The sequence below is a fragment of the Thermomicrobiales bacterium genome (assembly GCA_023954495.1).
In the GTDB taxonomy this organism is placed as follows: Bacteria; Chloroflexota; Chloroflexia; order Thermomicrobiales; family CFX8; genus JAMLIA01.
Genome location: JAMLIA010000014.1, coordinates 1 through 12423, shown reverse-complemented (window position 1 = coordinate 12423; position 12423 = coordinate 1). Strand labels below are relative to the sequence as shown.

The following is a 12423-nucleotide window of genomic DNA, read 5'->3' as shown; positions in this document are numbered from 1 at the left end:
CTACTGCCCCAGCTCCGGATGCAGCCCGAGGATCAGGTCGTGCAGCACCTGGCCGGTGCGCGGGCCCATGCTCAGCAGGTAGAGATCGTCGAAGTCGAGCACGTTGCCGTTCTGACCGGCTGGCGTCTCGGCGACGCCCGGGATCTGCATCAGGCCATCAACGCCGCCGATCGACTCCAGACCGGCCGTCAGGAGCAGGAGAACATCGGGGTTCGCCGTCACCAGCGATTCGGCGGTGAGTGGCTGATAGCCCTGGATGTTGGCTGCCGACCCGGCGTCGATACCACCGGCGGCGTCGATGAGGATGTCAGCGGTCGTGCCGATGCCACCGATCATCTGCGTCGATGTGCCGCGCACATAGAGGAACAGGACGGTTGGCTCGCTCTCGGCCGTCTCAGCCAGCGCCAGCGCGTCCGCGATCTCACCGTCAACGGTCGTCGCCAGCTCGTCGCCGACCGGCGCAACACCCAGCGCCTCGGCAACCGAGCGGATGCGGGAGCCGACACCGTCCAGGCCAGTCGCGTCAGCGATGATCACGACCGGCACACCGGTCGCGCGCAACTGCTCGATGACCTCGGGCGGTCCGGCAGCCGCGCCACCGATGATCAGCGTTGGATCGAGCGAGAGAATACCCTCGGCGGCCAGTGTGCGCTGGTAGCCGATGTTCTGCAGCGCAGCGGCCCCTTCCGGATAGGTCGCGCTGATGTCGGTGCCGACGACCGAATCACCCAGGCCAACTGCCCAGACGATCTCAGCCACGTCACCGGACAGAACAACAATCCGGCTGGTGTCGGTCACGGTCACTTCGACGCCGTCGGCATCAGTAACCGTCACCGGCAGCGACTGGCCCGATGCGGCAGTCGGCTCAACTGTCGGCTCGACTGTCGCCGTCGGCGCGGTTGTTGGCGAGGCAGGTGGCGTTGTTGCCGTCGCTTCAGGCGGCTCTGGCGTGGCGGTCTCGGTCGGCTCGGCCGGCGGCTCGGTCGGAGCCGACGTCGCCTCGGCAGCTGCCGGCGACGTCGCTGTCGCGGCAGCAGTGCTGTCGTCGTCGTCCCCACCGCAGGCGGCGACGAACGTGACGATCAGGATCAATACCAGGAGGGAGCGCATCAACCGGAGGGGACGCGCGAGCATCTGCTCATCCTTTCGACGGCACAATGCCCGATCCGAGGTTCCCGCATTGGGTGCTACACTCGAACCGCAGCATCACGCCGATGGCCGTCGTCCGTTTCATCGCGGAGGCGGCTGGTGGCTAAGCAGGATGACCGTTGCAGCGGCCATCCTGCGAACATGGTGCTGTTCCACACGTGCGGCGGTCGGCTCATGTCGGCCGCCGTCTCACTTACTCGTCGCCGGGCTGTGACGCCGCTTCCGACTCCTGATGGACGTGGTGATACGGCGCTTCCGCGTCCGCTCCGGCCTCTTCAGCAGTCAGCAACTGGTGATCGGTCAGCGCGAGCCGCTGGGATCGCATGCCGTCATCGTCCGCCGTGACAATGCGGCGCTCGAATGGCAGCCAGACGCCATCGACATCCGCATAGCGATCGGTGTAGATGTCGCTGCGCTGGAACTTGCCGGACTTGGCATCCCAGTAGCTGACCGTGAAGTAGTTCGGCAGCTCGCGACCATCGCCGGTGTCGACTCGCCCCTGAATCCAGATCGAGAAGCGCATCGGCCCGACCTTGCGATTGACCTGCGCGACGCGCCCGTTGGCCACACGATACGAGGAGTCGTACGAGTCGTTGCGCACACCGATGCGCTGACCGAGCGGGTCCTCGTCGCCATCCGGATCGAGCGTCAGGACGTGCTTCCCGTCGGCTTCCTCGTACGGGAGATGCCAGCGGTGTCCGGCCATCGACATCAGTTCGCGCCGAACCCACGGGTTGACTTCCACGCCGTCCGGTGCGGTGATCTCGATCATGTGCGGACCCCGCACAATCAGATCAGCCTCGGCCTCCGTCATGCCGATCTGATACGACAGCTTCGCGCGGAAGCCGTTGAACCCCTCCGGGAATCGATAGCCCGAGTCGTGCGCCTGCCTCATCAGCTCATGTGCGCGTTCGGAGTTCTGGACTCCTGCTTCAGACGTGCCCACCGTCACCCTCATTCCTGTATTGATGCCGAGCGCTCTTCACCATCATTGGGAGGCACGGCATAATCCCGACTATCCTGATCGGATATAGGGTAATTCAGCGAGCATGGGGAGTCAAGGGAAGTTCACAGGTGGATGACGGAAGAGTCGCTCGACTTGGGTCCGCGTTAGCGCTTTCGCGGCACCGACTTGGGATCGGCCAGCGGAGCGAAGCCGCGCTCGCGCAGGGCGCGGGTTGCCGCGCCGTAGAGTCGTTCGCCGGCGTCCGGCTCGTCATAGATCAACGCAATGCGACCATCTGCGAGCAGCTCCGGCTCCAGCCCGGCCTCCTTGAGCGCCGCGACGACCGGCTCGCCCTCTTCGCCCTCCTCCGACACCAGCAGCACCGCACGCCGTAGCCAGATACGCCGATAGCCGCGATCCCACTCGGCCAGGGTGAATCCGACGTTCTGTGGCAGCGGCGCACCGCTCTGGCGCTCCAGGTAGGCGACGACCTGCGCCAGCACCAGCCCACCGGCGAGCGCTCCGGTGAACGCCTCGGCGGTCAGTCCCCAGGTCGAGATGCGATCAAGCGACTGCAATTCAGCTATCGCCGAGAGGGACCAGACGCGGCGCGGCGTGGGACGATAGAGCAGCACCTGGAAACTGGCACCGACCGCCATTGGCGCGGGGCCGATCGACGGTGCCGACGGCTCAACCCGCTTCCCGGCGACCCAGCGCCCAAACGGAGTCAGCCGCAGGACAGCGCGACGGTCCTGCAGGATCGTCGAACGCTCAATGATGCCGAGCCAGACACAGGCAGTTTCCAGGGTCGTGCCAGTCACGAGGGTCAGGATCTGCTCGCGACGGTCCTGGATCGCGTTCGCGCCATCGACGCGTCCGCCTCGCGGCACCGACCCGACTGAAACAACCGATGCCTGTCGCAGGAGGTCGGGGTGCGTTTTCAGCAGGCGCTCGATGAAGCGCTCCTGGTCATACCACTGACCTTCGTCAAGCTCGCCGAGCGCAGTAATGAGCCGCTCGCGGAAAGCGGGCCACGACGCACCGTAGAGCATGGCATCGACGCGCTCGCGGCCCTCGACCCAGTCCTCTGCCACCAACCAGGCGGCAACCAGCCGCTTGCTCGCTGCCGCAAAGCTGCGCTCCCGCCAGCCGCCAGCATCCTCACCCAGGACGGCGCGCCCATCATCTTCGCGGACAATGCCGGCCAGCGCGGCAGTACGGACGATGAACGGGACGTAGCCAGTCGGCAGGTCGTGCGTCTCGCGATCCGCCCACCAGAGCCGCCGACGAAAGCGGCGCAGAATAGCAGGATCGCCGTCAGCCAGCGCGCGCCAGCGCGGCGCGGCGTTGGCAACATCGCGCAGGATCGTCAATACATCCCAGGTCGCCGCGTACGGAAAGAGCCACTCCGGCTCGACGACATCGCCATCGTCGACTACGAGCAGATCGGGCGGCGGCTCCTGTTCCACCGGCGGTGGATTGAGGATAGCTGACGGCACGACCGCCAACCGGCTCCCATCTGACGCGTAGCTGTGCCAGACCAGCAACGACGCCGCCAACTCACGGAGGATGCGCCGCCGTGTCTGCAGCGGCACGTCCGCCGGGGCCAGCAGCTCATCCAGCGGCACGGTGCCGCCGGCCGTCTTGAGCCGCGCCCAGATGTTGCGGGCCGGTTGCGACAGCGTGGAAATCTGACGACTGACCCGCTCCGGCCGCGACAGCTGCGCTTGCAACAGCCCGACCAGCTCGCCGCGCGCGTGCATGGCGGGGATCACGCGCGCCCCCCAGGCTGTCGCCGCTTCCTCCAGCTCGGGGTAGGGCACGGTCGCCAGCAACTGATCGAGCGGTGCATCCCAGCGCGTATCGGTAGCCTGCTCGGCCTCAATCCGCTCGATCATCAGGCCCGTCTCACGCGGCAGGAAGACCGGTCGCTCTCCCCGCGCGGCGTCGGTGGAAGCCTCTTCGGCGGCGATCAGTCCACAGTCGTAGAGCACCGTCAGCTCACGCGCCGCCGCCTCGCGCTCGATGCCCGCCTCGCGCGCCAGCTCATCCGGCGGACAGGCTGCGCCATCGTGGACATCAAGCACCTGCAACAACCGCTTGCCGACCGGCGAGACGCGCTCCCAGACATCCCGGAAGGCCCAGATGTCAGTCATCGTGCGGTAGAGGAATGAGACATCGGCGTGACGCTCATGACCACTCAGCTCAACCGCCCACGCCGCAGCGATGCGTTCGAGGTCAGACGACGAGCGTTGCAGCAAGCGACCCAGCAGGTTTCGCATCGTCAGCCCTCCTCAACACGATGGCCTCGGCGTTACAGCAGCGTGTGCTGAAGTATAGGGAAATACGCTGGTTGTCGATGAATGGCGCAACAGCTCCAGCATGGAGAGCACGTAGATGAAAGAGCCGACGCCGACATCGTCGTACGGACGTATCGGCGTCGGCCCACCCGCCCGACGCAGTCCGACTCAGAGGACGAACGATTGCGACTGCTCGATGCACACCCAACAACGCCCCCGCATCTCACAGCAACTGCTAATATCAGCCCCATGTCAGGGAACAACCGCGAACAGGGCGACATCGAGACTGACAATGGCTTCGGCTACGTCCCGGCCGATGCCAATCTTGCGATTCCCGTGCGTCGGCGAGCGACGGCGATCTGGGGCAGTGCGCCGGACGTGACGATTCTGGCCCCCGGTCGGATCGAGATCGTCGGCAACCACGTCGATTACAACGGCGGCAACGTGGTCTCGGCTGCGATCGATCGCTGGGTCGCCGTCGCGGCGCAACGCCGCGACGACGGCATGCTGACGGTGGCCGCGCCCGACGTTGGTCGCGAGACGATGAGCGAACCGCTCGGAAGCATCCGGGACGCGCCCGATAGCCCTTTGGCAGATTCGCCCGACTGGTACGCGCTTCCGCGTGCAGCCGTGGCTGCTGCGCTGCAAGGCGGCATGCAGCTGACCAGTGCGGCGCTGTACTACCGCGGAACGATCCCGCTCGGGCTGGGGCTGGCGTCGTCATCGGCGCTGTTCGTCGCGCTCGTCGGCGCGCTGGATCGGATCACGGCGTCGAACTCCGGCAGGTTCCGCATCGCGCAGATCGCGCAAGCCGGCGAGCATCGGCTCGGCATCCCGGTTGGGTTGCTCGATCAGGTGACATCGATCGTTGGCGGTCTGCTGCGCTTCTCGAACCAGCGCGAACAGATCAAACGGCTCACACCACCGCAGGGCGACACGGTGTTTGTTGTCATTGATTCGGGCGTGCCACACTCGCTGCGAACGTCGCGCTACCCGACCAGGGTTGCCGAATGCACGCGGGCTCTCCAGCTCCTGCAGCACGCCGATTATCAGATCAACGCGCTGGCCGATCTGGCGCCGTCGGAGCTGGAAGCTGCCGCCGCGCATTTGCCAGCTCCGCTTGACCAGCGTTTGCGGCATGTCGTGCAGGAGGTCGAGCGCGTCAAGCAAGCGGAGGCGGCGATTGCGGCGAGCGACCTCGTCGAGCTGGGTCGGATCATGAACTCGTCGGGCGAATCCTCGGCCGCGCTCTACGACATCAGCCATCCGAAGGTAGAAGCGCTCGTCGCAGCAGCGCGCAGGGTGCCGGGTGTATATGGCGCGCGAATGATGGGTGGCGGTGATGGCGGGGCGGCGCTCGTGCTGATCGAACGCTCGGCCCTGCCGACGCTGGAGCAGACCATCACGGCAAGCCCACTCGCCGTCTGCCGCATCGCGCGCGGCGCGACGGCTTTCAATTAGTCACGCGCCAGCAACGGCGCGAGCAACACACGGAGGACACAGATTGACTGAGGAACACACCGAACCACGAACCTCGCGCCGCGTCATGGTCGCGATGGCGCACCCGGACGACGCCGAATTCGGCTGCGCCGGCACGATGGCACGTTGGGCGTCCGAAGGCGACGAGATCATCCTGGTGCTGGGCACCAGCGGCGACAAGGGCAGCGACGACCCGAACATGACCGGCGAGCAGCTGGTCGCAACCCGCGAGGCCGAGCAGAAGGTCGCCGCCGACACCCTCGGCGTCAGCGAGATCGTTTTCATGCGCATGCGCGATGCCGAGCTAGTGCCGGATCTCGCGATGCGCCGCGACCTCACCCGCATCATCCGGCAGGTGCGGCCAGACGTCGTCTTCTGTCAGGACCCGACGGCGCGCTGGGAGGGCTCCGAGTACATCCAGCATCCCGACCACCTGGCGATGGGCGAAGCCACGCTGGCGGCGGTCTTCCCGTCTGCCCGCGACCGCCTCACCTTCCCGGAGCTGCTGGCCGAGGGTCTGGAGCCACACAAGGTCGGCGAGGTCTACATCGGTTCGTCGCTGGCGAAATGCGACACGTTCATCGATATCGGCGCGCACCTTGAAACCAAGCTCAATGCGCTTGCGGCGCACAAGAGCCAAATGGGCGACTGGGATTTCCGTTCGGCCCTGACCGGCTGGGCACGCGATGCCGCGGCATTCGCGCGCTTCAAGTCGTTCCCCGGCGCTGATGCGATGGAGTACGCCGAGGCGTTCAAGTACCTGAAGGTGGACTAGCGTCGACAGACCGCCAGCAGATCGATCGCCCGGCTGACGTCTCCGCCGCGAACCGGGAAATCGGCGGTCGTCAACGTCGAGACGAGATCGCGGTTGCCGCGATTCAGCACGCGCCGCACGATACGGGTCAGGCCGACGTGGATCGGCTCGGCGATGCGGGCGGGAATGCGGCGGTGCAGGCCGAGGACATCCAGCCGGACGATCTTGCTGACGACGCTGTCGTTCTTGGAGCGATAGGCAGCCACGGAGTCGCTGCCGAAGACGCCCAGCAGCTCGACATCCTCGAAGACCGAGCGCAGCGTGGCTTCCAGCGCGGCAGGGCTGAAGTCCTGGACGTGGTGCGGATTCGGCCGGGCCCCGGCTACGAGCAGGTTCGGCGTCGTCAGCACCAGCGCGCCGCCGGGAGCCAGCGCTCGGCGCACCTCGGTCAAGAATGCAGCCGGGTCAGGCAAATGCTCAAGGACCTGGAAGCAGCAGACGAGGTCGACTGCGCCATCGGCCACCGGCAGCGCCGTCACGTCCGCAGCGGCGAAGCCGAGCCGGTCGCTCGTGCCGTACTTCCCGGCCGCCCAGGCAGCCGCTTCGGCAGACTGGTCGAGCCCGAGTACGAAGGCCGCGCGCTCGGCAAGCAACGCCGACCCGTAACCCTCGCCGCAACCAGCGTCGATGACGCGAGCATCGTCGGCCATCGTCACCGCGTACTCATAGGCGGCGAGACTCTGGATGAACGTGACACGCATCTCCGGCATCTCGGGGATGACCCGCTCGCCGGTGAAGCGCATGCCGCCGCTCGATGTACGCTCAATGCTGCTCACGAATCCGCCACCCCCGCGAAGCGCGCCACCCAGGCACCCAGCAGATCGAGATAGCCACCGGCAAACTCGCCCGTCTCCTCGATCAGTAGCCGGTGGTTTGCGCCGCTGAACAGCGCAACCGTCCCGTTCGCGTTGCCGGCCGCGTCCAGCGCTTCGGAGCAGATGCGGGCGCTTTCGCGCGCCGGGAGGAGTGGGTCGAGCGAGCCGAAGACCGCCAGGAACGGGCCCTGAATGCGCGCCAGCGTCGCAGGCGGGTCGTAGGCCTCCTGTGTGAAGGCGACCATCATCTGCCAGAATTCCGCATCCTCGATAGGCAGGTACTGATACCACAGCTCGTCCTTCGCGCCCTGCAACATCTGCTGGACGGTTGTGAAGTCGTCGCCACGCATGGCCGCATGGTGGACCGCCTCGAACTCCGCCAGCGAACGCTGGATCTCATCGTCAGACAACCCCGCTTTACGCAACAGCTGCTCGCAGCCGTACAGGTCCTGGGCAGTGACATCGATGCCGGGGCCGGCGCTGGCGACTGCGAACGGCAGCTCGGGATGGTCGGCGGCAAGGATCTGGACGATCCAGCCGCCCTGGCTGTGACCCCAGACACCGACGCACTGCGAATCGATCCCGTCTGCGCCGCGCACCGCCTCGATCGCCGCCATACCCTGGTCGGCGCGATCGTAGAGCGCGTAGCCACGCCAGTCGCCGTTCGACTCGCCAATGCCCGGTTTGTCGAACGAATAGACTGCGATGCCGCGACGCAACAGCGCGTCTCGGATCGGCGGGAAGTAGCCGTAGCTGTCACGGTCAGATTCGCCGGAGCCTTGCAGCATGACGATCGCCGGGTGAGGCTCATCGCCTTCCGGCAGATGCAGCGTGCCGACCAGCGACAGATCGCGCCAGGAGAAAGACAGCGACTGGGTTGTTGTCTGCATGACTGAGCCTCTCTGCTCACTCGATGTTTCGCTTGGTCGCGACGGCCTCCAGGTGCGGGCGCAGGATCGGCGGCAGCCAACGCAGCGGGACGCGTCCCGCAATCGGCCGCAACACGCGCGGCCCCGGCAGCTTGGCGAGCTGCGCATCGGTCAGCCGCGGCTGGGCCAGCAGTCGCACGTCGAAGCCGTGCCGCGCGAAGTCGTCGCGCAGCTCCGACGGCGAGAACATGCTGGGATGCCAGAAGTAGGCATCGTGCAGCCCGCGCAAGCGATAGTACGCATCGGCCATGACGCGGTTCGGCGTCTTCAGATAGTAACGCCCGCCGACAACCAGCACGCGGGCGACCTCGACGATGTGCCGCTCAGTCTCCGGTAGATGCTCGATCACGTCGCTGGAGATGACAACGTCGAATGCAGCGTCGGCGAACGGCAGTTGCTCGGCATCCGCGCCGACCAGGAGCGCGTCCGGCGCGTTGGTGCGCAGGGCCGCTAGCGAGGTCGCCGTCAGGTCGCTCAGCGTCAGGCGCGTGAAGCCACTTGCGGTCAGCCGGGAGGCCAGGAATCCGCCACCTGCGCCGAGCTCAAGGATGCGGACATCGCGCGGCAACCGCTCGATCTCGGCCAGCAGCGCCGTCGGCTCGTTGTACGCGCCGTAAGTGTTCGAGCGCGCCGGGTACTCACGGTCGAGCGCTTCGTAGAACGCCTTGCGCACCTCGGGCGGCACCGGCTGGCCACGATAGCGGTCGGAGCATGCGCGGCAGAGGAACGTGCGACCCTCGAAAGACACTCCACAGAGGAGGCAACGCCGCCGGGATCGATCGACAACCACGTCAGCGCGCTCCCTTCAGGGACGAACGGAAGGTCAGCGTCGACATCGCCGCTAGCCCAATCAACGCCAGGACGAACACGCCCGCAAACAACAGATCGGCACGCGCTCCTGCGCGCAGCTCGGATCCCGCCGAGCCAAGGATCGCGCCGACGTCAATCGGTCGCTCATAGACCGTCCGGAGGCCCAGCGCTCCGACACCATCGACACCATCCGCGACCCAGCCGCCGTACGGCGCGCGGTCGGCGGTGATGCCAATCTGCAAAATGTCCGCGTCCGGGCCAGCGCCCGGTTTGACGATCAGCGCGAGGATCGTACCGGCTCGGACGGACGGCGTGTCGTCTAGTACCAGCCAGCCGTCGCGGCGCGGCAGCGCATCAACCGACACCTGCACCAGCGGCGGCGGCTCAACGAACTCCGGTCGGAAGATGAGATCACCCGCTGCGTCGGACCGTTCGCCGTCTGCGTAGACATCCGTTTCGGTCGCGCGGACTGTCACGCCGGGCGGCACATCCAGCCGAATGCTGAACGTCTGGTTCGCCGACTCCTCAACCGGATTGAATCGGATCGTCAGATGGCTGTTGTCATGCAGGTCACTGGCCGAAATCTCGGTCTCACTGACCACTGCGCCGTCAGCATCCAGCAACGTGGCGTGAAGCGAACCTACTGGTTGGCTGAGTGGCGGCTGATACGTCGCCAGCGCAGCGAGCGAGACGAAGCCCTCGCGGCCATCATCGATCCGGACTCGCGCCCAACCTTCGGCAGAACCGAGCGCCTCGACTGAGGTACCGCCCGGCAACGTCGCGAGCAGCGAGCCGTCGATCGGCAGCGCGCGCAACTCAGCATCCACAGCGCCAACGGTCGCCGGACCCGCCGCGAGGTCGCCGCCGAACGTGGCGACGCGAATAGTCACGCCATCAAGCCCGTCGTACGGCGCGACGAACGACTGGCTGACGGTGAAGCCATCGCCAGGCAGCCAGATGTCGTCGGCGTCCCAGGCGCTGAAATCGCGCTCCGGAAAGCGCTCGTCACGCTCCGGAGCGTAGCGCAGCGCCAGTTGCGCGCCGGTTTGCCACGCGCCTCCGGTGTCCTCGGCCAGGCGCAGAGCAACGCGCATCTCAGTCAGATCGCCGGAACGTACGTCCTCCGGCAGCGCCGCCTGTCGTGCCTGCAGCTCAGCCGGCGTTGTCTTCGGATCGTCAGCCACCGCCGCCGCGATGCCGGACCCGGCCAGGAATGGCTGCTCCACCGACTGCGTCAGCGGCTGCCAGGCGAGGCCGCTGTAGTCGTGCGCGACCGGGCTGCTGAATCCTGTCACCTGCGTTGTGCAGCCGGATGTCACGAGCACCAGCGGCAGCAGCACCCCCGGCACGATCAGCGACCGCTTCGCGATCCGCTCCGGGTCCGGGCGCAGCACGCCATTGCCGCGCCCGTTTGATGTTTGTATCAGGCCGCGCAGAATCTGCCAGGCCATCCAGAGCGACACGGCAGTCAGCAGCGAGCGAAACAGGCCGAAGAACATGCGCGGGTCGATCTGCGCCGAGATCGCCTCGACCGGATCAGGCAGGCTGGCGACGCGATCCCCAAGCAGTGGCTCCAGCAGATTCCAGGTCGTCCACGCGCCCCATTGCGCCGAATAGACCAGCACGCAGACGACCTGTATCGCGTGATAGACGACCATGCGCGGCGTCCAGGCGATCGTCAGGGCCAGGAACGGCACCAGCCAGATGGCGTAGTGCGGGTGAAAGAACGTCAGGGCAAAGACAAGCAGGTAAGCCACTGCGGCGAAGCGCGGGTACTCGTCTGCCGTCACGCCGCGCTCGGACGCCCAGAAGACGAAGATGGCGAAGACGACCGGGAAGAGCAGGATCCAGTCGTCGAAGCGCAGGTAAAAGCCGGCATCGAACCAGTACTGCAGATGCTCGTAGGTGTTCAACACCGTCAGAATCGTGCTCTTGCCGGAGGTAGCCAACCCGGCGATCTCGACCAGCCCGACCATGCCGGCCAGCAGTCCGAGGAAGAGCAGCAACTGCCGCTGTGAGCGCCGGAACGCCAGCAGGAAGAACGGCACGATGACGATCGGAAAGAAGCGCATCAGCGTCGCAGCGCCGAGCAGCCCGAGTCCCGCCACCCGCCGCGCGTCCGATCCGCCACGCACGACGTGCAGCGACAGCAGCACCAGCAGGATCGCGATGCTGTCGTGGCGCCCGTAGATCGCCGACGAGAAGATGACGATCGGGTTCAGCAGCCAGAACGCGGCGACGGCCACCCGGCGAGCCGGGGCGACGAGGCGCGTCAGCAGCCAGGCGCAGGTCAGGTCGGCGACGACGTAGGGCAGCTTCATCAGGAAGATGAGTCGGAACAGGTGGTCGTAGGCCAGGAAACGCTCGAAGTCCGCCCGACTCGCGCCGACGCCCAGCGTGGATGCAGTCGGTGACCAGATGTCGGCGCTGTCCGGCAGGAACGGACGGATCAGCAGCAGCCAGACGTTGTGCAACTCCTGAATCAGGAACTGGCTGGTGAAGCCGAACCACTGGTTTTGATACGCCGCCTCCGCAGCCCGCGAGTAGATCTGATAGGCATCGAAGTGCAGCGTGAACGGCATCACCAGCAGGCGAATCGCCCCGCCGATGAGGAACAGCGTCAGCAGCCTGCGGGTCGCCGTGTCGGTCGGCAGGTGGCGCAGCATCAGGCAACCACTCCGATCCGCCGCGCGATGCGCACCGCAAGCAGTGCGACCGGCAGCGCGACAACGAGCAGCACGCGCTGCAAGATCGCGAAGCCAAGTAGCTCGCCGCTGCTCATCCCGACCGACACGGCCAGTGCGACCATCGCCGCCTCGCGGACTCCCAGCCCACCGGGAAGCGGCACGACCTGACCGAGCAGGAGCGGGATCGTCGAGAGCGAGAGAACGGCCGTCAGCGACAGGCTCATGCCGAGCGCCCAGAGCAGGCTGGCGATCACCGCTGCCTGCAACAGCCAGAGCGTCGCCGTGCACCAGGCGACGGCCGGTCGATCGATGCGCGAGCCGATGGCTGCGAATGCCTCACGAATCCGCGCAATGCCACGCCGCATGCGCTCGCGACCGATGAGAACAACGATCGCGATCAGCGCAATCGCGCCGACGATCAGCGCGATTCGCGCCGTGTGACCGTAGCCGGCGAAGGCGTCCATGAATGGCTGGGGGCCGATCACCAGAAGAGC

General features: G+C 66.6%; 10 protein-coding genes. 2 read left to right on the top strand and 8 right to left on the bottom strand.

The annotated features are described in order from the left end of the window. The 3 genes from M9890_04440 to M9890_04430 form a co-directional block, all read right to left on the bottom strand. The gene (locus tag M9890_04440; protein ID MCO5176210.1) at positions 1 to 1134 is read right to left on the bottom strand and encodes an ABC transporter substrate-binding protein; all 1134 of its coding nucleotides are present in this window, start codon (positions 1132 to 1134) and stop codon (positions 1 to 3) included. Between the two features lie 208 nt (positions 1135 to 1342). Beyond that, the gene (locus M9890_04435) at positions 1343 to 2095 is read right to left on the bottom strand and encodes a DUF3386 domain-containing protein (protein ID MCO5176209.1); all 753 of its coding nucleotides are present in this window, start codon (positions 2093 to 2095) and stop codon (positions 1343 to 1345) included. Positions 2096 to 2259: 164 nt separating this feature from the next. After that, on the bottom strand, positions 2260 to 4377 hold the full coding sequence (locus M9890_04430; GenBank protein ID MCO5176208.1) for a helicase-associated domain-containing protein: 2118 nt from the start codon (positions 4375 to 4377) through the stop codon (positions 2260 to 2262). Positions 4378 to 4644: 267 nt separating this feature from the next. Here M9890_04430 and M9890_04425 point away from each other — a divergent pair, with 267 nt between their 5' ends. Both M9890_04425 and M9890_04420 read left to right on the top strand, forming a co-directional pair. Then, positions 4645 to 5856 (top strand): hypothetical protein, encoded by a 1212-nt coding sequence (locus tag M9890_04425; GenBank protein ID MCO5176207.1) that lies wholly within the window; start codon positions 4645 to 4647, stop codon positions 5854 to 5856. A gap of 43 nt (positions 5857 to 5899) precedes the next feature. Then, positions 5900 to 6649: a PIG-L family deacetylase gene (locus M9890_04420; GenBank protein MCO5176206.1), complete on the top strand. Its 750-nt coding sequence runs from the start codon at positions 5900 to 5902 to the stop codon at positions 6647 to 6649. Here the strand turns inward: M9890_04420 and M9890_04415 are convergent. The 5 genes from M9890_04415 to M9890_04395 form a co-directional block, all read right to left on the bottom strand. Beyond that, positions 6646 to 7464, bottom strand: a complete 819-nt coding sequence (locus tag M9890_04415) for a class I SAM-dependent methyltransferase (GenBank protein MCO5176205.1) — start codon at positions 7462 to 7464, stop codon at positions 6646 to 6648. The two genes, M9890_04420 and M9890_04415, sit on opposite strands and share 4 nt — an antisense overlap. Beyond that, positions 7461 to 8393 carry an alpha/beta hydrolase gene (locus tag M9890_04410; GenBank protein ID MCO5176204.1) on the bottom strand — a complete coding sequence of 311 codons (933 nt, stop codon included), beginning with the start codon at positions 8391 to 8393 and terminating at the stop codon, positions 7461 to 7463. The genes M9890_04415 and M9890_04410 overlap by 4 nt, the downstream gene beginning before the upstream one ends. A gap of 16 nt (positions 8394 to 8409) precedes the next feature. Then, positions 8410 to 9222 (bottom strand): class I SAM-dependent methyltransferase, encoded by an 813-nt coding sequence (locus M9890_04405; GenBank protein ID MCO5176203.1) that lies wholly within the window; start codon positions 9220 to 9222, stop codon positions 8410 to 8412. A 1-nt stretch (position 9223) separates the two neighbouring features. Beyond that, positions 9224 to 11908 (bottom strand): hypothetical protein, encoded by a 2685-nt coding sequence (locus M9890_04400; GenBank protein ID MCO5176202.1) that lies wholly within the window; start codon positions 11906 to 11908, stop codon positions 9224 to 9226. Beyond that, the coding region (locus M9890_04395; protein MCO5176201.1) for a lysylphosphatidylglycerol synthase domain-containing protein at positions 11908 to 12423 on the bottom strand (516 nt) is incomplete at its 5' end. The genes M9890_04395 and M9890_04400, both read right to left, overlap by 1 nt.

Excerpts from the sequence above, each read along its gene's own strand:
- M9890_04440 (MCO5176210.1), bottom strand. The coding sequence starts at position 1,134 with ATGCTCGCGCGTCCCCTCCGGTTGATGCGCTCCCTCCTGGTATTGATC.
- M9890_04430 (MCO5176208.1), bottom strand. The coding sequence starts at position 4,377 with ATGCGAAACCTGCTGGGTCGCTTGCTGCAACGCTCGTCGTCTGACCTC.
- M9890_04425 (MCO5176207.1), top strand. The coding sequence starts at position 4,645 with ATGTCAGGGAACAACCGCGAACAGGGCGACATCGAGACTGACAATGGC.
- M9890_04410 (MCO5176204.1), bottom strand. The coding sequence starts at position 8,393 with ATGCAGACAACAACCCAGTCGCTGTCTTTCTCCTGGCGCGATCTGTCG.
- M9890_04400 (MCO5176202.1), bottom strand. The coding sequence starts at position 11,908 with ATGCTGCGCCACCTGCCGACCGACACGGCGACCCGCAGGCTGCTGACG.